This is a genomic window from Streptomyces sp. NPDC048434 (genome assembly GCF_043200375.1).
GTDB lineage: Bacteria > Actinomycetota > Actinomycetes > Streptomycetales > Streptomycetaceae > Streptomyces.
Genome location: NZ_JBICXQ010000007.1, coordinates 213,556 through 236,024, shown reverse-complemented (window position 1 = coordinate 236,024; position 22,469 = coordinate 213,556). Strand labels below are relative to the sequence as shown.

Below are 22,469 nucleotides of genomic sequence, written 5' to 3'. Positions count from 1 at the left end.
TGGCCGAAGCCCCCAAGCCCTGAAGTCCCGAAGCCTTGAAGCCGAGCGTGTCCGCAGCCCGGCGCATTCGTTGGCCACCGCGCCGGTGGTGGCGTGTGTCGGGTACTTCAGGAGCGTGGAGCAGTGGCCCGTTGGATCTTGATCAACGTCCCGCCCTTGGCGCTGCTGGCAGGGCTCATCGTCGGTATCACCGGCGGGACAGCGATCATCCAGGCCTTTGTCCGGCACCGGTTCCCTCGCCTCAAGCAGGGCAGGCACAACGAAGTCGCCGTCTTCGTATTTCCCGTCGTCGGTCTTGTCTACGGGTTCCTCATCGGCTTCATGGTCCTCGTGCTCTGGGGCCAGGTGAACTCGGCAGACCAGACGACGCGGGCCGAGGGCGCCGCGGCGGTGCAGCTGGCGAGGGGCCTCAATGCGTTCGGCACGGCCGACAGCGCACGGATCCGGCAGAGCCTGTTGGACTACGGACACGCAGCGACGGCCGAGTGGTCCAACGCCTCGGGCGGCCGCACCACACCCGAGGCCGAGAACGCGCTGAACCGCCTGTACCGCACGTACGAGGACATCAAGCCGCGCAACGACACCCAACAAGCCTTCCTCACCAGCTCGCTCGCGTCCCTGAGGGAATTGAGTGACGCACGCACCGAACGGCTGCTTGCGGCACGCACCAACACCGGCCCGCCCCCGTCCTTGTGGATGGTGATCGTTCTGAACAGTGCACTGGTCCTTGCGTTCGCCGTCGCCTTCGGCTCCGAGCAGGCCCAGATGCACTACGGGATGGTCGGGGCGGTGAGCGTCCTCGTTGCCGCCAACCTGTTCCTCGTCACAGAACTGGCATTTCCCTTCCTCGGCGAGTTCTCCTCGTCGCCGGAGCCACTGAATGCGGTGCTCCAGATCCTGTCGTCGCCTCAGCCGCCTCAGTAGACCGGAGGGCGGGGCGAGACGGACGGACGTCTACCAGCCCCTGGCCAACGGTCGTGATCAAGCGACTACCGATCATGTCCACGAGCAGACCCGGTGGTCGAAGCGGGACCGCGGCGGCCCGGACGGACCATCCGGCACGTAAGTGGCACAGCCCCTGTCGCACGACGCCCGAGGCAGAGAACGACAAAGGCCCAGGAATCCGATTTCACATCGGATGACCTGGGCCTTTGTCGTTCTGCGCAGTGAGTGGCACAGACGGATTTGAACCGCCGACATCCGCTTTGCAGGTTCGAGCGCGGAGCTGATCTTGGCCTGCGGAGCGCCCGTCGGACCGGCTGTCCTCGGACGTCCACTTCCGCGACTGTCCGCCGTCGTTGAGGTCAGCGGTGGATGTCGGTCCGCGAACGGGGAAGCCCCCGCTCAGACAGGCCGAGGCGTCGCCGTCCCGCTAGGCGAAGCTCGATGTCCATCGGGTCGGGGCTCCTCCTCGCACACACCTTCCCGGAGCTGCTCGGTGATCAACTTGTCAGAGACTCTCGGTGAAGCGGACGGACCAGGCGTAGCCGCTCGAGCAGTCGTGCGGGACCCGCCGGACCTCTCTGACCTCGCAACCGTCGTGGGCATACTTGCGGGCGAACCGGTCGAGGCGCTGCGCGTCGGTGAGATCCTCCATGGACAACGGCGCTCCGACGACGAGGTCTTCGTGAAGGGCTGTGCCCGGCGCGGCACCGTCCGAGCAGGCCGAGCAATGATGCGTTTGGGGTAGGGCCATACGCTCAGTGTCCCCCTAACCCTGATGGCCCCAACGTTCACAGCGCAAATGGCCGCGCTACAGAGCGCCTTGGCTCAGGGCGGATGTGTGCGATGGAGGAAGAAGCGCAGGCTCCCGTCACTTGAATTGGCACGCCTGCCCGATGGGGGATCACCTAACGTATGCGGCATGACGCTGCAACTTGTTCAGGTGAACTTCAAGGCCCGGGACGACTCGGCGCTCGGCCAGTTCTGGGCAGAGGTGCTCGGCTGGGGTGTTTCCAGCGAAGGGCCCGGCGTCACCAATCTGGAACCTGTGGGCTTCGACTGGCCGGACCCGTCCGCCGTCTGCATCGATCTCGTCCGCGTCCCGGACCCGGAGATGGTGAAGTGCCGCGTGCACATCGAGCTCGCCACCACCTCCGACGCCCATCAGGCGGAGTTGGTCGCACGTCTGAAGGAGCTCGGGGCGACGCCCGCCGATGTGGGCCAGGGAGACGTGCCGTGGACGGTGATGGCCGACCCGGAAGGCAACGTGTTCAGCGTCCTGGAGCCCCGGGAGCTCTACCGGGACACCGGGCCGATAGCCGCCGTGGTCGTCGACTGCGCCGACCCACGGGCCATGGTCCGGTTCTGGGGCGAGGCGATCGACTGGACCGTCCACGAGCTGACCGACGACCGCGCCCTGCTGCGCTCCGTCAAGGGCGTCGGGCCGTACCTGGAGTTCCGCCGCACGCCCGACGACGAGGTCGTATGGAACCGCGTCCATCTCGACCTGATGTCCGACCCCGTCGAGGATCAGGCGAGGGAGGTCGCCCGGCTCGAAGGCCTCGGCGCGAAACGGGCCGACGTGGGTCAGGGTGACGTCTCCTGGGTCGTCCTGGCCGACCCGGCAGGCAACGAGTTCTGCGTCCTCGGCCGGGGCTGACGCGGAACTCCGTCCGCCCCCTCATGCCGGTGCGGCAGTGCGCGGCGCCCGGCCCCGCCCTCCCCGGCCGCCAACTCACGAGTGGTGGCACGGAGCCGGGGGCGGAGCGGGCCGAAGGCAGGAGCGTCGCCCCCGCCCCGGGGATGCCGTGTTGAAGCAGCTGGTGTCTTCGCGATCAACTCCAAACGCCACAAGGGGAAAGAGGGAGCCACGTACGGCTCTACCTGGTGCCAATGCGGAGTCTCACCGGGTACCGCGTACTGCGCTCATGGCGGCCTGCCGGGACGAGCTGATCGCCCGGAACGTCGCCACGCTCGTCGAGCCGCCGTCGCCGGAGTCCCGCGATCTCTCGCCGTGGTCGCTGGACGAGACGTGGCGTTCCTCTCGGCCTCCCGGCGCGACCCGCTGTATGCGGCTTTCGTGCTCGCCCTTGCGCTCGGCTTCCGCCGCGGTGTGATCACCGCTCTCCGCTGGGGAGATGTGGATCTTGATAAGCGGGAGATCCGGGTGCTGCGAAGAACGCGGGGATTCGGGTGATCCGCTTGCACGACGCCCGGCACGGCTGCGCCACGCTGCTCACCGCGGCCGGCGTCGCTCCCCGAGCGGTGAGGGAGATCTTGGGACACCGCCAGATCGCCCTCACGATGAACACGTACGCGCACGTGGTGGATGAAAACGTACGCGCGCGTCGTGCAGGACACGCAGCGTGAGGCGGTGAGTCACATGGACCGGCTTTTGAAGCGGCGGCCCACTGCCGGCCGACCAGTGCCGTTGACGTCAATTCCAGATGTCAAAGACCCCCTACCATGATCAGTAGGGGGTCTTTTGACTGGTGGGCACAGACGGATTTGAACCGCCGACATCTGCTTTGTAAGAGCAGCGCTCTACCGCTGAGCTATGCGCCCTGGCCGAGCCGACAGACTACCTTGCCTCCTGGGATGAACTGCAAACCAGTGCTCGAAGTGCGAACTTACCGGCCGGTGTGTTCGTTTCCGGTGAGTGGGAGAATGACATTCGGTTCTGGGGCGATCCGATCGGGAGAGGGAAGTGACGGCGACAAAGACGCAGCCGCATGAGCAGCGAGAACGCCGTCGCGTCCGTGGGGGTCCGCTCCGGGACGTGGTGGGTCTCATGTTGCTGCCGTTGCCGTTGTTGGTGGCGATGGTGCCGATGTCGTTCGCGGGTGGGGGGACCCGTCGCTGGTTCGGGCGCGGGGAGAGTCAGCGGGCCGATGCGCAGGCGGCAAAGGATGCCGCGGCGGCGGCGTTCTACGAGCTGGACACCGCACACCGTGACCTGCGGATCTCCATAGAGGCGATCACCGCGGTCGACAATTCGCCGGCCGCGCGGAAGGCCGCAGAGGATTATGAGAACTTCGGCCGGCGGATCGACGAGGTGAGTCAGCGGTACATCACCGCGGTCGACTCCCACGATCTGGACCGTGACGATCTGGACGGCGCCGCGGCGACACGGGCGCGAGCCGATCTGACGCGCGCCAAGGAGGAGCTGGATCGCGTCAAGGGCGAGCTCGAGCGCTTCGCGCAAGGGCTCGGGCCGCTGCTGCAGACCGCCGAGACACAGCTGGCACGGCTGGCCCCCGCCGTGGAGCGGGCGCGGCAGGCTCTGCTGGCGGCGAGCAATGCGCTGGACGCGGTCCGTGCGCAGGGTCTGCGGGCCGATGATCTCGCGACCCGGCTGGCGGCGCTCGGCCCCGAGCTGACCAAGCTCAACCAGGGCGCCGGGCAGCATGGCGTACAGGAGACGATCCGACGCGCCGACGACGTGCTGCGCAAGGCCGAGGGCGTACGGACCGAGGCCGAGCGGCTGCCGGGGACGGCCGCGGAGATCGACAAACGGCTGGTGTCGTTGCGGACCCGGGCACAGGCGATCACGACGCGTGCAGGGAAGGTCGACCCGGTCCTCAGTGAGCTGCGGCGGCGGTACAGCGCGGCATGCTGGCAGGACCTCCAGCAGGTACCGGAACAGGCCACGCAGTCCGTCCAGCAGGCCGAGGCCAAGCTGCGTGAGGCGCAGCAGGCACGTGACGAGCAGCGCTGGGCGGATGCCACGAGCCTGCTGGCGACCGTCCGGGCGCTGTTGGGCGGCACCGACGAGGCGGTCTCGGCGGCCGGTGACCGACTGCAGCGGCTCGATGCGGTGTCTTTCGACCGGCAGAAGGAGGTCGAACGGACGCGCTTCGCGATCCGGGATGCGCAGCGGCTGGCGATGACGGGGCGCAGCACTCCCGATCCGCGGCATGCCGGCCCCCTGGACGATGCGGTGGCGCGGCTGGACCGTGCGGTCGCGGGCCTGGAGGGGCGGCATCCGGACTGGTGGCATTTCCTGACGGAAACCGAGGCGGTACGGGAGACGGCGGCCCGGGTGGTGCAGGAGATCCGCGGGGCCAGGGGCGGCGCCGGCGGCGGCTGAGGCTACGGGCTACCGGCTACGGCTGAGGCTCAGGGCGGCAACCGAGGCTCAGGGCGGCGGCTGAGAATCCGCGGGCCGGTGGCCACCGCGCTCGGATTACGGCGTACGTGCTCGGCGCCCGGCGCAATGGCGTGATGTTCCGCGTGGGCGGATCCTGGAGGGAAGTACGGCCCAGGCGGCACACCTGCGCGAAGGAGGCCGGAGATGGCTACTGGGGCTACTGGCCAGACCCTGCACGGGCCCTCGAGCCCATTCCACCGGGTGAAGACGCACCACACGCGGCTCGATGAGCATCTGCCCGTGGACCACCGGCTCAGCAAGGTCTACCGCATCGGCGCGGGGCTGATGGGCTTGGTGTTGGTCGCCTTCGGCGTCCTCGGGCTGATCCACCACATCGGCTTCTTCGACACCGGCGGCGACACCGTTGCCGGGCTGAACACCAATGGCGCCCTGAGCGTCCTCTCGATCGTCGTCGGCGCGATCCTCGTCGCCGGCATGGTGATCGGCGGGAATCTCGCCTCGACCCTCAACATCGTATTCGGCGGCCTCTTCCTCCTGAGCGGCTTTGTGAATCTGGCACTGCTGCAGACCGACGCGAACTTCCTCGCCTTCCAGCTCCAGAACGTCCTCTTCAGCTTCGTGGTCGGACTGATGCTGCTGGTCTTCGGGATGTACGGACGGGTCAGCGGCGGCCTCACGCACGACAACCCGTACTGGCGCGCCCGGCACCCGGACGAAGCACAGCGCTTCGACCGCGGACAGCTGCGCCCCGTCTCCGGCATGACGGCCGCACGGCAGGCGGCGCGGGTCAAGATGCAAGGCGCCTCGCATGCCGGGCGCGGCTCGATCGGCGCCGGCACCAGCGGGAGCAGATCCCGCACCGGTACGGGTACTGCCGCCGGCACCGGCGCCGGCACCAGCACGGGCACCGGAACCAGCGGCAAGGGGCCCTGAGCGGGGGCGAGGAGACGTCAGGGCGTACCGAGGTGGGATGGGGATTGGGGTGCTCGGTACGCCCTGACGGCTGGGGCGGGGATGGCGGTAGGGGGACGGTGGGGTGGACGGCGTCGGCGACCGCCGCCGGACCCGGCGGGTTCGGTGCGGCGGAGGCGGCCGGTTGAGCGGTGGGCCGGACGGGACGGGACCGGACCGGGCTGGTCACCCGTAGTGGCTGCGTGGAACACCGCGGCTGAGCGGCTCGGCGCGGGCAGGGGTGGCAGCTCGGCGGACGCAGGGAGCAGGGAGCACACGATGAGCCGTTCGGGCCACGCCTCCTCCATGGGGCACGGGGTTCACCATGAGGCGGTCGAAGCGCTCGCCAAGCGGATCTTCAAGGGCGCTTACGGTGAGGGCGACAGCCTCGTCGTGCCGGAGGTGATGGCTGAGCTGGACGTGAGCCAGACCGTGCTGCGTGAGGCGATCAAGGTGCTGACCACCAAAGGCCTCCTCGATACCGACAAGAAGCGTGGCACGTTCGTCCGCCCCCGGGAGGACTGGAACCTCCTGGACGCGGACGTACTGCGCTGGAAGCTCGCGGCCGGCGTCTCGTCCGACTTCTTCGCCGATGTGCTCGAACTGCGCCGTTCCATCGAGCCCGCGGCGGCCGCGCTCGCCGCGGAGCGCCGTACGGACGACGATCTGGCGGCGCTGGACGCCGCGCTCAGAGCGATGGCCGCGACCGGCAACGATCCGGTACTGCTCGTACGCGCCGATGCGTCGTTCCACACGGCGATGCTGGTCGCGTCGAACAACCGCTTCTACGCGCAGATGCACCGGGTGATCGTGCCGGTACTCGTCCAGCGCGACCGGGCGGTGCTCGCCGCGGACGGCGCGTTCGAGCCCCCGCACGCGGTCCACGCCGCGGTCGTCGAGGCCGTACGGAACCGGGATGTCGACGGGGCTTATATGGCGATGCTCGAACTGCTTGATTTGTCGGCGCGGGAGCATCCGTAGGGGGCGGTGCGTCGGTAGGGACCGGTGCACCGGTACGGGCCGGTGCACCGATGGGGCGGGTGAGTGCGCGGGAGCGCGGGCGGCCGTGGGACACGGTCCCCCCCGGGAGGCGGAGCACACCCGTAGGCGGCGCAGCACCGGTTATCGCGATCATGGGTGGGCAGAACACCGCGCACGGGCCGGACGCCACGTCGCCGCACGGTCCCCGTACACCGCACACCACATCCCGCACACCGCACACCGCACACCGCACACCGCACACGACCTGCCACACGCCACACTCCGCACCCCACACCCCACACCCCACACCCCGCGCCGAAAGGACGGACCGGTCCATGAAGATCAGCCGCATCGAGACGTTCCTCGCCCCACCACGCTGGATGTTCGTACGGGTGGAGACCGATGAGGGCCTCGTCGGCTGGGGTGAGCCGGTGGTCGAGGGGCGGGCCGAGCCGGTCCGGGCCGCGGTGGAGGTGCTGTCCGAGTACCTTGTCGGCCAGGATCCGGCCCGTATCGAGGACCACTGGCAGGTCATGACCAAAGGCGGCTTCTACCGCGGTGGGCCCGTCCTGTCGTCGGCCGTCGCCGGCCTGGACCAGGCGTTGTGGGACATCAAGGGGAAGCGGCACGGTGTCCCGGTCCACCAGCTGCTGGGCGGGCCGGTCCGCGAGAAGATCCGCGCATACGCATGGGTCGGCGGCGACGAGCCGCATGCCATCCGCGACGCGGTCACCGCGCAGGTCGAGGCGGGCTTCACCGCCGTCAAGATGAACAGCTGCGGCCGGATGACGCCGGTGGCGACCCGCGCCGAGGTACGCCAATGCCTGTTGCGCGCCGAGACCGCACGCGAAGTACTGGGCGAGGAACGGGACTTCGGCCTCGACTTCCACGGCCGGGTCTCGCCCGCCAACGCCCGCAGGCTCCTCCCCCTGCTCGCCGACTACGCACCGATGTTCGTCGAGGAGCCGGTCCTCTCCGACTACATGCAAACCCTCCCTGATCTCGTCAACGCCTCCAACATCCCCCTCGCACTCGGTGAACGTCTCTTCACCCGGCGAGAGTTCCTGGATCCCCTCCAAGCCGGCGTCGCGATCCTCCAACCCGATATCTCGCATGCGGGCGGGATCTCCGAGCTGCGTCGGATCGCCGCCCTCGCGGAGGTGTACGGGGCACAGCTCGCCCCGCACTGCCCGCTCGGTCCGGTCGCACTCGCCGCCAGCCTGCAAGTCGCCTTCACCACCCCGAACTTCCTCATCCAGGAGCAGTCCATCGGGATCCACTACAACCAGGACGCCGAGCTGCTGGACTACGTGGTGGATCCGGAGCCGTTCCGCTTCCACGGCGGGGCACTGCTGCGGACCGACCGCCCCGGGCTCGGTGTGGAGGTGGACGAGGCCGCGGTGCGGGCGGCGGATGAGCGGGGCCACGCCTGGCGGAACCCCGTGTGGCGGCACGAGGACGGGGCGTTCGCCGAGTGGTGACGGGTACCGGCACCGGGCCCCTACGGGGAACCCGGGCATGGGGAACCCGTTGGCGGTGACCTCCGCTGCCCCGGTACCAGGACCCCGCTGCGCTGAGATCGGGTACCGGGGGCTCGTGGCCGGCGACGAACACACAGGTCACCCCACAGCTCCAGGACCGTCCCAGGCTGCACACCCCGCACATCCGTCAGTCCGGCCCGGAATAATCGAAGGTGTCACCCGCGCGCCCGACCGACCCAGCCGCGCAGACGCACGCGGCGGGGTGCAGGAGAAAGCAGGAAACGCCATGGACTTCAGCACAGCGCTCCGGACCGAGCGGCTGGTCGCCATCATCCGGGGCAGAGATGCGGAGGCGTCCTTCCGTACGGTCATGGCGCTTGCGGAAGCGGACCTTCCGCTGATCGAGATCTCGCTCAGCGGAAAGGACGCCCTCACCGTGATCCGAAGGGCGCGTGCCGAGCTCGGCGACGCGGCCTGGCTCGGCGCCGGCACCGTCCTGACCGCATCCGACGCCCGGCGCGCCGCCGAGGCCGGGGCGAATCTCATCGTCACGCCCGGTCTGGGGGCCGGTCTGGAGGAGTCCGTGCGCCAGGGGCTGGCGACGCTCGCCGGGGTGATGACGCCGTCCGAGGTGATCGCGGCCGACGCGCTGGGCGTCTCGGCCCTGAAGCTGTTCCCGGCGTCGGTCGGCGGGCCCTCGTATCTGCAGGCGCTGCGCGCTCCCTTCCCCGAGCTGCCGTTCGTGCCGGTCGGAGGCGTGGACGCGGCCGCTGCGCAGGCGTACTTCGCCGCCGGGGCGGTGGCGGTGGGCGTCGGCTCGCCGCTGGTCGGAGACGCGGCGGACGGCGGCGATCTGGACGGGCTGCGCAAGCGCGCGGCGGAGTTCAGGGCGGTGTGCGCACGATGACGCAGCCGACTTCGGGGGACGAGGAGGCGCAGCGGGGCGGCGCCGCTGCCCACCCCGGGGCCGACCCCGGCCGTCCACGGGTTCCCCGGCAACCGGGCCGCCCGGACGTCTTCACCTTCGGCGAGACCATGGTCGCGCTACGCGGCAGCGGCCCGCTGAAGCTCGGCGGCACGGTGCAGGTCTCCATCGCCGGAGCGGAAAGCAATGTCGCGATCGGGCTGGCGCGGCTCGGGCACGACGTCCGCTGGGCGGGCGCGGTCGGCGAGGACGAGGCCGGCCAACTGGTGCTGCGTACGCTGCGCGCCGAGGGCGTCGAGGTCTCCGGTGCCTCGACCGACCCCGGTGCCCCGACCGGGCTGCTCCTCTTCGAGCCGCGACTGCCCGAGGTCACCCGGGTGCACTACTACCGTGCGGGATCGGCCGGCTCGCGGGTCACGGCAGACATCGTCGAGCGCGCCTTCTGCGCGGCCCCGCCCCGCGTCCTGCACCTGACGGGCATCACCCCGTCCCTGGGCCCCACGGCTCGCTCAGCGGCTCTGCGGTGTCTCCAACTGGCCCGCGAGCACGGCTCCTTGGTCTGCCTCGATGTCAACTTCCGGGCTCGGCTGTGGACCGCCGAGGAGGCCGCCGCGGTCCTACGCGAGTGGATTCCCTCCGTGGATGTCCTGATCGCCTCCGATGACGAGCTTCCGCTGTGCCTGCCGGACGGGGCGGGTGCGGAGGGCGTGCCGGGCGGGGCCCAAGGGGGCGAGGGGGCTCCAGGTACCGGAGACGTCGAGGGAGCCCAAAGCGCCGAAGGGACCCGGGCGGCTGAGGCGGCCCAGGGAGCCGACGGGATGCAGGTGATGCAGGGGACGCAGAGGCCGCAGGTAGCCGACGAAGGGGCGGCCCGTCCCGGGTCGGAGCAGGTGGGAGCTCCCGCGGCCGCTACGTCGGCGCGGGGCGGCGCGGAAGGGGACACCGCTCCCCTCCCACTCGGGGAAACCGCCGGCGGCTCTGCCGCCACCATCGTGTCGCAGGCCAAGCTCCTGCTGGATCTGGGTGTCGGCGAGATCGTGGTCAAACTCGGCGCGGACGGGGCAACGGCCTTCACCCACGGCGGCTCCCTGCACCGGCCCGCCACGCCAGTACGAGCCGTCGATGCCGTGGGGGCCGGCGATGCCTTCGTGGCGGGCTATCTGTCGGCGCTGCTGGACGGTGAAGAGCTGGCCGGGTGCCTGGAGCGCGCCGTCACCACCGGCGCGTTCGCCGTCGCGTCCCCCGGCGACTGGGAGGGCGCGCCGACCCGTTCGGAGCTCGGCATGCTGGGCGCGCCGCCCGGCACCGTCGTCCGCTGAGCGGCGCCACGGCTAATCTGTGTCCATGCCTCGTTACGAATACCGGTGCCGCCCCTGCGGCTCCACCTTCGAGCTGAACCGGCCGATGGCCGAGTCCTCCGCCCCTGCCGTCTGCCCCGACGGTCACGAGGACACCGTGAAGCTCCTCTCCACGGTCGCCGTTGGCGGCTCCGCAACCGCTCCCGCCCCGAAAAGCGGGGGCGGCGGGGGCGGCGGGGGCGGCGGCTGCTGCGGAGGCGGTTGCTGCGGCTAGGGCCCGCCGGGACCCCGCCACGTCCCGGAGGGCCGCCACGGTCTCGGGCCAAACCACGACCTGAGGCCTCGGCGGCTACTTCTTGCGCGCCAGTGTCACGCCGTCCGCCACCGTGAGAATCACCGCCTCCATGCGAGGGTCCTCCACGACGTGGTCGTTGAATGCCCTGATCGCCAGGGCCGACCCGGTCGCCGCCGGGTCGGCAACCTCCCCGCGGTACAGGACGTTGTCCGCGACGATCAGGCCCCCCGGCCGCATCCGGGGCACCAGCTCTTCCCAGTAGGCGATATAGCCGCCCTTGTCCGCGTCGAGATAGGCGAGATCGATATGCGGTTCGGTCGGCATCGCCCGCAGGGTTTCCAACGCGGGTGCGATCCGCAGGTGGATACGGTCCGCGACACCGGCCTTCGCCCATGCCTCCTGGCCGTAGGCCGTCCACTCCTCGGAGACATCGCAGGCGATCAGGGTGCCGTCCTCGGGCAGCGCCTGGGCCATGGACAGCGCCGAAAACCCGGTGAACGTGCCCACCTCGACGACATGCCGAGCCCCGATCAGCCGCACCAGGAACGCAAGCAGCGGCCCCTGTTCCTCCGCCGACTGCATCCCCGCCGCCTCGGGAAACTGCTGGCGTGTGAGTTCCACGATGTCCCGCTGCGCGGCGTTCAACGGGGGGTTGTGGGCGAGGACGTATTTGTACATCTCCGCCGTGATCGGCGTGCTCTTGGACTCAACCACTGACTCTCCTCTTGATCAAGGATTGCGGTCTCGGCCGATCACCGGACGATGCGGCCGACCGCCTCGGCGAGACTAACCGAGCCTCCGCCCTCACTGGCTGCTTTGCGCCTCCTCCCTGCCCTCGTGCCTCGTCCCCCGGTCTCACGTGCCCAAGTAGCGCAACACCGCCAGAACCCGGCGTGAGTATCCGGAGGTGCCGGTCAGACCGAGCTTGTCGAAGATCGCGTTGATGTGTTTCTCCACGGCGCTCTGCGAGATGTGCAGCCGGACAGCGATCGCCGCGTTGATGTGCCCCTGCGCCATCTCTCCCAGCACCTCCCGCTCGCGTGCGGTGAGGGTGCCCAGCGGGTCCGAGCGACGGCTGCGCGTCAGCAACTGCCGTACGACTTCGGGGTCGAAGGCCGCCTGGCCGGCAGCCACCCGTTCCAGCGCGTCCAAGAACTCGTCCACCTGGACCACCCGGTCCTTGAGCAGATATCCCACCCCCTCGCTGTCGTCGGTCAGCAACTCCGTCGCATAGCGGCGCTCGACATACTGCGAGAGCACCAGCACACCGACGTCGGGCCAGCGTTCCCGGATCTGCACGGCCGTCCGCAGCCCTTCATCGGTGTGCGTGGGAGGCATACGGACATCCACCACCACGGCGTCCGGCGTCTCCTGCTTCTCCCCCGCCTGCTCCAGCACGGCAATCAGCTGGCCGGCATCGCCGACCGCGGCTGCCACCTCGTGCCCCTCCTCCGCGAGCAGGCGCACCAGGCCCTCCCGCAGCAGGGTCGAATCGTCGGCAAGGACTACGCGCACGGCAGCTCCACGGTGATGGTGGTCGGTCCGCCGGCCGGGCTGTCCACCCGGAACCGGCCGTCGAGGGCGGCGACTCGGCGGGCCAGTCCGAACAGGCCGCCGCCGGAAGAGTCCGCGCCGCCCGATCCGTCGTCCTCGATATGCACGAGCACTCCGTCCTCCCCAGGGGCGACGCGGACGGTTATCAGCCCGGCACCCGAATGCTTGACGGCGTTGGTGACGGCTTCGGAGACGACGAAGTAGGCGACCGTTGCCACGGCGGTGTCGGGTTCGGTGGCAAGTGTGTAGTCGAGGCGCACGGAGATGGCCGAGCGTTCGGCGACCGTTTCCAAGGCTGCTCGCAGCCCTGCTTCGTCCAGCACTGTCGGATAGACCCGCCAGGCCACTTCGCGCAGCTCGGTCAGGGCCTGGCTGCTCTCTTCGTGGGCCTGGCGCAGGAGTTGGTCCGCGCGCTGCACGTCCTGGCTGCGCAGCGCGCGGCCGAGCAGCACCCCCAGGGCCACCAGCCGCTGCTGCACCCCGTCGTGCAGATCGCGTTCGATACGGCGGCGCTCATCGTTGACCGCGGCGATGACGCCGGCGCGGCTGGTGGCCAGTTGCTCGATGCGGCGCTCCAGCGCCTCTTGGTGGCTGGGGCCCAGGAAATGCCGCGCCAGCTTGGTCTCCAGCCCTGCGACGCCGAACGAGCCCTGCAGGCTGAGGAAGAGGAGGAAGAGGCCGCCGACGGCCGACAGTGCGAGGGTGCCGGGACGGTGGACTTCGGCGAGCAGCAGGATGAAGATCCAGGCGCTGCCGTACGCCGCTCCGATCAGGGCCGCACTCAGGACGAGAGCACCCAGCAGACCCAATCCCCAGCGCAGGGACAGATATTGGAGCGCGCGATGGTGGGTGTAGGAGTGTGATGTGTCGGCGGCGAAATAGACGCGGAGGCGGCTTCGATTGGTCTCGGTCAGGGGCCGCGCCACGGCGAACACGTGCTTGAGGACCGCGCGGCGGCCACCCGGCCAGGCGAGGACGAGCAGCAAGGAGAGGCCGGAGAGCACGACGAAGGGGAACTCGGCCGCCGTCGTCGCGGTACCGAGCACCAGCCCTGTCGCCAAGCGCAATCCGCGCCGTGCCATTCCCAACATGATCAAAACGCTAGCCGCACCGCACACCCCCGCGCACTGCGGAAAACCGCAGTCTTTTGTGCGGTGTACCGCAATGTGCCGCGAGGCGCGAATTCATAGCGTTGAATCATGATCGAGAGCATCGGAAACACCGCACCTGGCTGGATCACCAGCCTCATGGACACACTCGGCGCGCCCGGCGCGGGCGTGGCGATCGCCGCGGAAAATCTCTTCCCGCCGCTGCCGAGCGAGGTGATCCTGCCGCTGGCGGGCTTCGCCGCCGCCCGCGGCAGTATGCATCTGGCGTCCGCGCTCGCGTGGACGACCCTCGGTTCGGTGATCGGCGCCTTGGCGCTGTACGGGGTGGGCGCGTCGCTCGGGCGTGAACGTACGGTCGCGATCGCGACGAGGCTGCCGCTGGTCAGGGTCGCGGACATCGAGAGGACGGAACGCTGGTTCCGGCGGCACGAGACGAAGGCGGTGTTCTTCGGCCGGATGATCCCCCTCTTTCGAAGCTTCATCTCGATACCCGCCGGCATCGAGCGCATGCCGATACCGGTCTTCCTCGCCCTGACCACCCTCGGCAGCCTCATCTGGAACGCGGTCTTCGTCCTCGCCGGCTTTCTGCTCGGCGAGAAGTGGGAGGAGGTGACGGGTTATGCGGAGGTGTATTCGAAGGTGGTCCTTGCGGCGGCTGCGCTGGCGGTGGCGGTCTTTGCCGTCGCCCGGGTCAGTCGGCGCGGCGCGGGGATGCGGCGCCGCGGATGAAGGCCCGCACGATTTCCTCGCCCGCGGCGACACCCCGTTCGTCGAGCGCCGTGACATGAGGGGCGTGCCAGCCGGAGTCCGCCAGTTCGCCGTGTCCGGGACGCCATCCGCGGTCCGCGGCCAGCAGCAGATCGGCGTCGAGCAGGGAATCACCGGCCGCGAGGACCTCGGTCGCCCCGGTACGACGGGCCACCTCGGCCACGGCTGCGCTCTTGGTCAGCGGCTGCGGCACGGCATAGATCTTGCGGCCCTGCAGGGACACGGTCCAGCCGCGTTCGTCCGCCCAGCCTGCGAGGTCCTTCACCCAGGTGTCCGGCAGCAGCGGCCGCTCCACGACGAGATAGGCGAAGAGGTCCTCGGCGACGCGCTCCTTGAGCAGCCAGGCCGGGTCGGCGGTGCGGACAAGGTGCGCGCGGATCTCGTCCAGGGGTGCGCACTGCGAGGCGAGCCGCCCGGCGACGGTGCGCTGCCAGTCCCGGTCCGACTCACCCCGTACGAGCAGATGGCCGCCATTGGCGCAGATGGCGAACTCCGGTGCCGGTCCGGGGAGATGGATACGGCCGTACTGCGCGCGGGTGCGGGTGGTGGCCGGGACAAAGGTGGTGGTGCCGGCCAGTTCGGCGAGCAGCCCGGCGGCCGTCTCCGTCATATAGGACAGCGGCTTGTGCTCATATGTCTCGACGCACAGGAGCCGGGGGGCCTCGGCGTCGGGCATGGCGAGGCCCAGGGCCGCGGCCGAATAGATCAGGGTGCGGTCGAGGTCGCTGGCGACGATCGCGCTCATCAGGAGGCCACCGCCTTGCCGTCAGCACCCGTGGCCCCGCGAGTGAAGCGGGGGTGGATCAACCCGACACAGGTATAGGGCAGTTCGTCGATCTCTTCGACGGGCACGCCCCGTTGTTCTGCCAGGAGGCGCACATGATCGAGATCGCCCCCGGCCCCCTTCCGGGCCAGGATCTTCCAGGGGACCCGGCGCAGCAGCACCCGCGTGGTCTCACCGACGCCGGGCTTCACGAGATTGACGTCGTGGATGCCGTATTCCTCACTGATCCGTTCGACGGCCGCCCAGCCCTCCCAGGTGGGCGCCCGGTCGGCGGCGGCCAGCTCCTTCACTTCCGCGGCGACCTCCAGGGCCACATCGTCGAAATGCGCGCCGACCGCGTCCAGGAACGCCCGCGACACATCGGTCGCAGCCAGGTCGCGGTAGAACTTCGCGCCGTGGAAGTCGTCCGGACCCACGAGGTCATCGCGCAGGACGGTGCGGGATATCAGGCCGGAGACGGTGGAGTTGAGGCAGGCGGACGGGATGAGGAAGTCGTCCCGGGTGCCATAGGTCTCGACGCAGCCGCCGGGGTCGGCGAGCACGGCGATCCTCGGATCGAAGCCCGGGAAGTCCTCCAGGGCCTGGGCGAGTTCGCGGGTGATGGCGCCCTTGCCGGTCCAGCCGTCCACGAAGACGACATCCGCCGGATCGTGATGGGCGGCCAGCCAGCGCAACGCGGTGGTATCGATCCCCCGGCCACGGACGATCGAGACCGCGTAGTGCGGCAGCTCCAGGCCGTGTGCGTGCCGCGCCCAGCGGCGCATCAGCACCCCGACGGGTGTACCGGCCCGCGCCAGCGAAACCAGCACGGGGCGCGGACTGCGTTCGGCGAGCACGGTCTCGGTGACCGTCCCGACCGCCCTCGCGATCCGGCTCGCGGAGGTCTCCAACGCGCTGTGAAACAGCGCCTGGTATTGCTCGCTCGGCTGGTACTCGACGGGCAGCGACTCGGCGTAGTGGGCGCCACCGCGCTGAATCGCCTCCTCGCGTTCCTCGGTCGGCGCTTCCAGGGTGACATCGGAGAGGTCCTGCAGCAGCCAGCCGACCTCGTAGGCGGTGTAGGAGGAGAAGGCGGGGCCGCGCAGCGGCTCGGGGAGGGGCATGGATCGGGCCTGTGCTCGGGGGGCGTACGAGGGGATGACGGCGAGCAGCAGCCGGTCGGTGTGCTCGGCGAGCCGGTCCAGCAGACCGTCGGTGGTGTGCAGTTCCGGGAGGTCGCCGTGCGAGTCCACGACGGCCACGATGGCGTCGAAGCCGCGTTCCGGGTCGGTGCCGGCCGCCACGTTGTAGGCGTACCGCTCCCCCGGCCCGTCGGCGGGGTGGTCGTGAGCGGGGAAGGACAGCCGGGTCCGTATCGCGTAACCGGGGTCGTCGAGGGCGAGCACCGGCGATCGGGTGGTGGTGGAGAAGAAGACGCCCGTGCCCCCGGCCGACGCGGACAGTTGACCGGCTCGGGGCGCCATGGCGGCGTCCCCCGCTCCGGTGCCGTCATGGGCCGGCGTCGGCTTGCGGCCGCCGTCCTCCTCGGCCATGAGAGCGTCCAGCGCCTCGGCTATCCGCAGCGGCGCGTACATCAGTTCCTCGTTGCCGAGGACGAGGATGCGGCGGGCACCGTCCAGCTGCTGCGCGATCCGGGTCGCCATGTCCGGCAGAGCGGCCTCCAGCCGGGCGCGGTGTGCCGGTGTGAAGCCGTGCCGACCGCCGTCCGGCAGCCCGGCGGGCCAATCGAGGTCGACCCGCACGACGTCCGCATCGCCACCGGGCGCCGCCGGGGCGCCTGCCGCCCCGGACTCGCAACCAGCGGGCTCGGAATCAGCGCGCCCGGACCCGGCCCCCTCAGGCGTGCTCGCCGTGACAGGCGCAGGAACCCGTGCCTCCGGGGCCTCATGGGCGGCGACGAGTTCCTGGCCGCGGGCCAGGACGTCCACGGGCAGCCGGACACCGCCCGCGGCCAGCGCCACGAGGTCGACGCGGGCGCCCAGTTCCGCCGCGAACTTCTCCAGGTGACTGCGGTCCGCGTCGGAGCGCATGTCGACAAGGGCGACGACCACGTACCGCTCACGCGGGAACTGCGCATGCAGGGCCTTGATCGTGTTCAGGACGGTCCTGCCGGTGGAGAACTCGTCGTCGACGAGCACCAGCGGCCCGTCCCCGGCGAGGAGTTCACGGTCCTCCGGGAGCAGCAGATGCGAGGTGGCATGGCTGTGCTCCTCTTCAAATCCGCCCACCTGCGCCACGCCCGCCACCGGTCGGCGGGTGGAGTGCAGATACGGCGCGAGTGCCAGGCCGTCGGCCACCGAATGTCCCAGCCCGGTGGCGGTCTCGGCGTAGCCCAGGACGACGGAGCGGGCGGCGGCCTCGTCACCCAGCAGCTTCCGCACCCGGCGCCCCAGCCCGAAGCCGGCGCCATGGACCACCTCCGGTCGCTGTGGCACGTGCTTGCCGAGCACGTTCGACACGAGCAGATGGGCCCGCTTGGGGTTACGCCGCAGCGCAAGCCCCAGCATCTCCGGCAGCTCGTCCCCGCCGCTCAGCGAGACTCCGAGCCGACCGGCGACCCATTCTCCCGTCCAGACCACGCGTTCCGTCTCCTCCGTCGTACCGTTCATCTGTTTCACCGCATTTCACGTCTGGGGCAGGCTCGCCGTCAGCAGCTCCACGAAGCCGATGCCCTCCCGGGCGACCCCGAACGCCTCGGCGCGCAACAGGGTCCGCTCGGCCCAGGCGCGATGCGGCTTCACCTCGTTCATCTTGTTCGTATAGGCGGAGCGCAGAACCCCGCCGTCGCCCCGTTCGGGCCGCAGGATGTCGGCCGCGTCGCTGAACTCCTCATGGCTGACGACCGAGAGGGCGTGCACCGGCGCGACATGCGAGGGGTGAATGCAGGTCTTGCCCTGCAGGCCGTTCGCACGGTCGAGTTCGATCTCGCGCAGCAGGCCGTCCATATCGTGCTCGATCAGGGCCGTACGCAATTCCTCGGCGCGTCCGAGGAACGGGCTGCGTCGCAGCTGCGGCTTGAACATCCGCTCCTGCAGCCGGAAGTACTCCCACACCGGGCCGGTGACCGTGAAGCCCGTGCCGTCCGCCCGCCCCAGCACATTCACCACGTCGGAGATCACGGAGGCGACGATCTGGACGTCGTATGCCGTCATGTCGGGGGCTCTGCGCAGGCCGTAGGCGGAGCAGAAGTCCGTGACGCCGAGCCGCAGGGCAAGTACCCGGTCCCGGTATTTGTCCACGGTCCTGGCGATGCCCTGCAGGGTCTCGGTGCGGCTCTCCAGATGCAGCAGCTGCGGCGATTCCAGCACCGGCATCACGAACAGCCGCCGGGCACAGTCGACCTCGGCCTCGGTCAGCGCCTCCAGGAACGGGACTCCGCGCTCCTCGGTGAATTTCGGAAGTACAAATCCGGACAGCCTGTGTACGGCGGCGCCCATCCGGCGCACCAGATCCGGTATTTGGCCGGGTGCGCGGACACGGATGAACAGCAGCGGAAGGTCCGCGCCCCCGGTGACCGCCTCGTCGAGAAGGCCGAGCTGCCGTACGAGGTTCTCCTCGCCGGCCTCGACGTCCCCGTCACCTATGGAGTCCTCGAGGCACAGCACCATGGACTTCACGCCAAGTCCGGCCTGCTTGAGGACATCGGCGGCGAGTCGCGGGCGGGTCGCGGGGCTGTAGAGCGTCGCCCCCAGGGCGACCGCGAGCATGCGGGCCGGCGAATCGGCGGTGAACTCCACCGGCTCCTGGTGGAACAGTGCCTTCCGGATGTCGGGCGGAAGATGCCCAAAGTGACGCATAAAACTCCCCGTATACATGCGGGACCCGGGCACCCCCGCTGCGTCTCGCTGTCTGGATCCAGCCGGTAATCGTACGTCTGTGGGGGCGTGGTTGGTTCCCACGCGGGTGAAAATCACGTAACCCCCACGAGGCGCCCAGGTATCCGCAGTGGCGCCCCGGCAACGGCTCGCGGCCCCCCGCGTTGTCGCTGCGACCTGAGGGAAGGCAGGATTGCGGCATGACGCACGCGATGCTGAAAGGGTCGAACGTACCCCTCGACGCCACGGCTGTTCGGGCCGTCCTGCGCTGGACTCCCGGCGCCGGTGTCCCTGATGTCGACGCCTCGGCCCTGCTGGTGGGGCCCGAGGGGCGCGTGCACTCCGACGAGGACTTCGTCTTCTACAACCAACCGCGCCACCCCAGCGGCCTGGTGCGGCATCTGCCCAAGACCCGGCTCGCGGAGTGTCTGACCGACACCATCGAGGCGGATCTGACGGCGCTGGACGCGTCGGTGGACCGGGTCGTGCTGGCCGCGTCGTCGGACGGTGGTGCGTTCGCGGGCGTCACGGATCTGCGGGTCCTGCTGTACGACGCGGCGGCGAGCGACGGCGAGCCGCTCGTGGTCTTCGATGTGGTGCCCGAGACGGGCGACGAGACGGCCCTGATCTGCGGGGAGTTGTACCGGCGCGCCGAGGGCTGGAAGTTCCGCGCCCTGGGGCAGGGGTACGAGAGCGGTCTGGTCGGCCTGGCGACCGAGTTCGGGATCTCGGTGGACGAGAACGAAGCGGCCGACGACGGTCCGCCGGCCTCGGAGGCACCGGTGTCGGCGTCCCCGGGCCCGGAGCCCGCGGCCGCCGCCCCAGCTCCCCGGAACGAGCCCGGCCCGTCCGGCGCCCCGTCCGCCCCCGGCCCGACGGCGAGCAGCCCTGCCGCCGCCACGACCCCGCCGCCCAGCACCTGGCCCGAAGAGGCCTCGGGCCCCCCGTCGGCGGCGGGCCCGCAGGCGTCTCCCGTGTCGGACCCGGAGGCGGTCACCCAGCATGTGCCGGACGCCATGCCGGAGCCGTTCTCGTCGGCACCGCTGCCGTCGGACGCCGGGGCGCCCCCGGGGGCCCCGCCCACGAGCGGCTACGGCTACCCGCAGAACGTTCCGCCGCCGCCGACGCAGCCCCCGTCCCAGCCCGCCTATGGCTATCCGGGGCCGCCGCCTCAGTACCACCCGCAGCAGCCGCCACCGTCCCCGTACGGCGCGCCGCAGCCGCCGCAGCAACAGCCTGCCTCGGCGTACGGCTACCCGACGCAGCTGCCCTTCGTGCCGGACCCGTCCTTCGTCCTGCCGCCCCAGGGCCCCCAGTTCCAGCGCCGTTAGGGATAGTCGGCGGGGGTCCCCGGCGGCGTGAGCGCCGCGCGGTCAGGGCCAGGCACGGGAAGACGCGGAACGAGCGGCCCGCCGCACCGGCGGGCCGCGGCATGGCCGGCTCACGCATTCGTCTTGTAGCCCCGCCCCCACTGCAGGCCCCAGCCGTACAGCCGGTCGAGCTCCGCCTGGAAGCCGTAGACGTACTTCACCTCGCGGCGCACGGTCAGCTCATCCTTGACGTTCTCCAGCATGAAGACCGCGCAGGAGCGGGCCTGCGGCGCCCGCTCGTCCAGATTGACCTCCACCCGTGGTCCGCTGCTCGGGTAGAGCGTCACGACCGCATGCGTACGGTCGAAAGCCGGCGTGCCGTCGTAGATGTAGACGAAGATCAGCAACCGCTTGATCTCGTCGCGGTGGTCCAGGTTGATGTAGAGCGTCTCGCCGGACCCCGAACCGAAGCGGTCATCACCGCTGAGCTTGACGAAGGGCGGCCCGTTGAGGTCACCCAGAAAGTTGCCCAGCGGCTGCACCACGCCCCTGGTGCCGTCCTTGAGCTCGTACAGACAGGCCAGGTCCAGGTCGACATTGACCACGGCCGGCCCCTGCGCCTGCACCACCTCGGGTTTGAACAGCTTGCCCGGATGCCGCAGCAGACTGCCCTTGCCCTGACCGCCCCGCTCATACAGGTCCGACGTCCGCATCTGCCAGTGCAGATTGACCCGCAGATGCCCGGTGGCCGCCCCCTGCTTGGTCAGCGAGACGACCGGATTCCGTTTCGTCAGCTCGACGACGTACGACGCTCCGCCGTTGTCGAAGTCGAATTTCGGCGCCCCACCGCGCCACAGGTTCCCCAGGAACGACACGTTGCCCACCCCATTGCTCGGCCCCAATTACCGCGGGGCGGCCCGAGGTCTGCACCTCAGGCCGCCCCGCAGAGAGCGTTCCTCAATCAGCGTCGCATCACACTCTGTGCGCGACTTCCGGCTGTGTATCGGCGGAATCTCCCGGCTTGCCCTCGCGCCGGTTCCGGATCACGGACGACGCGAAGGAGAGACCGATCAGCACAATGCCTACCAGGCCGGTGAAGACCTCGTTGATCTCGTACTTGATCGTGGCCAGCAGGATGACGGCCAGCGCGCCGATCGCGTAGTGGGCGCCGTGCTCCAGATAGACGTAGTCGTCCAGGGTCCCCTTGCGGACCAGGAAGACCGTCAGCGAGCGGATGTACATCGCGCCGATGCCCAGACCCAGCGCCATCTCGAAGATGTCGTTGGTGATCGCGAAGGCACCGATGACGCCGTCGAAGGAGAAGGACGCGTCGATGACCTCGAGGTAGAGGAACATGAAGAACGCGGCCTTGCCGGCCAGGCCCACGACCGCGCCGGTGCCCTTCTTGGCGGGAGCCGCCGCGGCCTCCTCGCCCTCTTCGTCCTCGTCCTCCAGCTTGTCCTCGAAGTAGCCGGAGACGCCACCGACGACGAGATAGGTGATGAGGCCCGCGACGCCGGACAGCAGCACCGTGGCGCTCTTGTCACCGGCGCCGTGTGCGGCGGCGGTGGCCACCGTCATCGAGCTCACCAGCAGGACGACCAGCCCGATGATGATGGACAGCGTGTCGAGTTTGCCCATCTTGCCCATGGGCTTCTCGATCCAGGCCAGCCACTTGTAGTCGCGCTCCTCGAATATGAAGTCGAGGAAGATCATCAGCAGGAAGATCCCGCCGAAGGCCGCGATGGCAGGGTGGGCGCTGGTGACCAGTTCCTGGTAGTGCGCCTTGTCATTGATGGCGAGGTTGACCGCCTCGATCGGTCCCAGCTTTGCGGTGATCGCGACAATGACGACCGGGAACACCAGCCGCATGCCGAACACCGCGATGAGAATGCCGACGGTGAGGAAGATCTTCTGCCAGAAGGCGTTCATCTTGCGCAGGATGCCTGCGTTGATGACGGCATTGTCGAACGAGAGCGAGATCTCCAGGACGGACAGGATCCCGACAATCGCGAGCCCCTGCCACCCCCAGAGCACGCCCGCCAAGGCGAGGCCGACCACCGTGATGGCGAACGACCAGCCAAAGGTTTTCAGGAGCACTGCCTACCCAATCCCTCGCTGTATAGGGTCCCCCGCGCGCAGCGC

20 protein-coding genes, 1 tRNA gene and 1 pseudogene are annotated in these 22,469 nt (G+C 69.9%); 12 read left to right on the top strand and 10 right to left on the bottom strand.

The genetic code is table 11. The features are described from left to right. The first annotated feature begins 123 nt into the window (after nt 1-123). Nucleotides 124-924 (top strand): DUF4239 domain-containing protein, encoded by an 801-nt coding sequence (locus ACGFWI_RS11215; protein ID WP_393905671.1) that lies wholly within the window; start codon nt 124-126, stop codon nt 922-924. A 526-nt stretch (nt 925-1,450) separates the two neighbouring features. Here the strand turns inward: ACGFWI_RS11215 and ACGFWI_RS11210 are convergent. Further along, a complete protein-coding gene (locus ACGFWI_RS11210) occupies nt 1,451-1,597 on the bottom strand; it encodes a hypothetical protein (RefSeq protein ID WP_393905670.1) in 147 nt (48 codons plus the stop codon). A 267-nt stretch (nt 1,598-1,864) separates the two neighbouring features. Between ACGFWI_RS11210 and ACGFWI_RS11205 the strand changes: the two genes are divergently transcribed. Together ACGFWI_RS11205 and ACGFWI_RS11200 are read left to right on the top strand one after the other, a co-directional pair. Then, a complete protein-coding gene (locus ACGFWI_RS11205; protein ID WP_393905669.1) occupies nt 1,865-2,602 on the top strand; it encodes a VOC family protein in 738 nt (245 codons plus the stop codon). Between the two features lie 238 nt (nt 2,603-2,840). Then, nucleotides 2,841-3,412: pseudogene (locus tag ACGFWI_RS11200) on the top strand (site-specific integrase); the annotation flags it as partial. A 20-nt stretch (nt 3,413-3,432) separates the two neighbouring features. On the opposite strand, the gene ACGFWI_RS11195 reads toward ACGFWI_RS11200, so the two are convergent. Next, nucleotides 3,433-3,507: transfer RNA gene (locus tag ACGFWI_RS11195), tRNA-Val, on the bottom strand. Between the two features lie 142 nt (nt 3,508-3,649). On the opposite strand from ACGFWI_RS11195, the gene ACGFWI_RS11190 reads away from it, so the two are divergent. From ACGFWI_RS11190 to ACGFWI_RS11160, 7 genes are all read left to right on the top strand, one after another. Further along, a complete protein-coding gene (locus ACGFWI_RS11190; protein ID WP_393905668.1) occupies nt 3,650-5,032 on the top strand; it encodes a hypothetical protein in 1,383 nt (460 codons plus the stop codon). Nucleotides 5,033-5,236: 204 nt separating this feature from the next. Then, on the top strand, nt 5,237-5,986 hold the full coding sequence (locus ACGFWI_RS11185; RefSeq protein ID WP_393905667.1) for a DUF4383 domain-containing protein: 750 nt from the start codon (nt 5,237-5,239) through the stop codon (nt 5,984-5,986). Nucleotides 5,987-6,283: 297 nt separating this feature from the next. After that, nucleotides 6,284-6,985 carry a FadR/GntR family transcriptional regulator gene (locus ACGFWI_RS11180; protein ID WP_393905666.1) on the top strand — a complete coding sequence of 234 codons (702 nt, stop codon included), beginning with the start codon at nt 6,284-6,286 and terminating at the stop codon, nt 6,983-6,985. 335 nt (nt 6,986-7,320) lie between these two features. Further along, nucleotides 7,321-8,466 (top strand): galactonate dehydratase, encoded by a 1,146-nt coding sequence (gene dgoD, locus ACGFWI_RS11175; RefSeq protein WP_393905665.1) that lies wholly within the window; start codon nt 7,321-7,323, stop codon nt 8,464-8,466. A gap of 286 nt (nt 8,467-8,752) precedes the next feature. Continuing rightward, nucleotides 8,753-9,373: a bifunctional 4-hydroxy-2-oxoglutarate aldolase/2-dehydro-3-deoxy-phosphogluconate aldolase gene (locus ACGFWI_RS11170; RefSeq protein WP_393905664.1), complete on the top strand. Its 621-nt coding sequence runs from the start codon at nt 8,753-8,755 to the stop codon at nt 9,371-9,373. Continuing rightward, nucleotides 9,370-10,710 carry a sugar kinase gene (locus tag ACGFWI_RS11165; protein WP_393905663.1) on the top strand — a complete coding sequence of 447 codons (1,341 nt, stop codon included), beginning with the start codon at nt 9,370-9,372 and terminating at the stop codon, nt 10,708-10,710. Before ACGFWI_RS11170 ends, ACGFWI_RS11165 begins: the two co-directional genes overlap by 4 nt. 25 nt (nt 10,711-10,735) lie before the next feature. After that, on the top strand, nt 10,736-10,963 hold the full coding sequence (locus ACGFWI_RS11160) for a zinc ribbon domain-containing protein (protein WP_393905662.1): 228 nt from the start codon (nt 10,736-10,738) through the stop codon (nt 10,961-10,963). Between the two features lie 75 nt (nt 10,964-11,038). Here ACGFWI_RS11160 and ACGFWI_RS11155 read toward each other — a convergent pair whose 3' ends face one another. From ACGFWI_RS11155 to ACGFWI_RS11145, 3 genes are all read right to left on the bottom strand, one after another. Beyond that, nucleotides 11,039-11,662 (bottom strand): O-methyltransferase, encoded by a 624-nt coding sequence (locus tag ACGFWI_RS11155; RefSeq protein ID WP_393905726.1) that lies wholly within the window; start codon nt 11,660-11,662, stop codon nt 11,039-11,041. 177 nt (nt 11,663-11,839) lie between these two features. Beyond that, entirely contained in the window at nt 11,840-12,499 is a 660-nt protein-coding gene (locus tag ACGFWI_RS11150; protein WP_393905661.1) for a response regulator, read from the bottom strand. Continuing rightward, nucleotides 12,490-13,629 (bottom strand): sensor histidine kinase, encoded by a 1,140-nt coding sequence (locus ACGFWI_RS11145; protein WP_393905660.1) that lies wholly within the window; start codon nt 13,627-13,629, stop codon nt 12,490-12,492. Before ACGFWI_RS11145 ends, ACGFWI_RS11150 begins: the two co-directional genes overlap by 10 nt. A 108-nt stretch (nt 13,630-13,737) precedes the next feature. Here ACGFWI_RS11145 and ACGFWI_RS11140 point away from each other — a divergent pair, with 108 nt between their 5' ends. Then, nucleotides 13,738-14,376 carry a DedA family protein gene (locus ACGFWI_RS11140; RefSeq protein ID WP_393905659.1) on the top strand — a complete coding sequence of 213 codons (639 nt, stop codon included), beginning with the start codon at nt 13,738-13,740 and terminating at the stop codon, nt 14,374-14,376. On the opposite strand, the gene ACGFWI_RS11135 is transcribed toward ACGFWI_RS11140, so the two are convergent. From ACGFWI_RS11135 to ACGFWI_RS11125, 3 genes are read right to left on the bottom strand one after another with little or no spacing between them, the layout of a single operon-like run. After that, nucleotides 14,339-15,160: an HAD family hydrolase gene (locus ACGFWI_RS11135; protein ID WP_393905658.1), complete on the bottom strand. Its 822-nt coding sequence runs from the start codon at nt 15,158-15,160 to the stop codon at nt 14,339-14,341. The two genes, ACGFWI_RS11140 and ACGFWI_RS11135, sit on opposite strands and share 38 nt — an antisense overlap. Next, nucleotides 15,160-17,808: a phosphoribosyltransferase gene (locus ACGFWI_RS11130; RefSeq protein ID WP_393905657.1), complete on the bottom strand. Its 2,649-nt coding sequence runs from the start codon at nt 17,806-17,808 to the stop codon at nt 15,160-15,162. Before ACGFWI_RS11130 ends, ACGFWI_RS11135 begins: the two co-directional genes overlap by 1 nt. Nucleotides 17,809-17,823: 15 nt before the next feature. Next, the gene (locus ACGFWI_RS11125) at nt 17,824-18,996 is read right to left on the bottom strand and encodes an HpcH/HpaI aldolase/citrate lyase family protein (protein ID WP_393905656.1); all 1,173 of its coding nucleotides are present in this window, start codon (nt 18,994-18,996) and stop codon (nt 17,824-17,826) included. A gap of 218 nt (nt 18,997-19,214) precedes the next feature. Here ACGFWI_RS11125 and ACGFWI_RS11120 point away from each other — a divergent pair, with 218 nt between their 5' ends. Beyond that, entirely contained in the window at nt 19,215-20,345 is a 1,131-nt protein-coding gene (locus ACGFWI_RS11120; RefSeq protein WP_393905655.1) for a TerD family protein, read from the top strand. 110 nt (nt 20,346-20,455) lie between these two features. Here the strand turns inward: ACGFWI_RS11120 and ACGFWI_RS11115 are convergent, their stop codons facing one another. Together ACGFWI_RS11115 and ACGFWI_RS11110 are read right to left on the bottom strand one after the other, a co-directional pair. Beyond that, on the bottom strand, nt 20,456-21,199 hold the full coding sequence (locus tag ACGFWI_RS11115; RefSeq protein ID WP_393905654.1) for a Tellurium resistance: 744 nt from the start codon (nt 21,197-21,199) through the stop codon (nt 20,456-20,458). Between the two features lie 97 nt (nt 21,200-21,296). Further along, the gene (locus tag ACGFWI_RS11110; protein WP_393905653.1) at nt 21,297-22,424 is read right to left on the bottom strand and encodes a DUF475 domain-containing protein; all 1,128 of its coding nucleotides are present in this window, start codon (nt 22,422-22,424) and stop codon (nt 21,297-21,299) included. Nucleotides 22,425-22,469 lie beyond the last annotated feature (45 nt).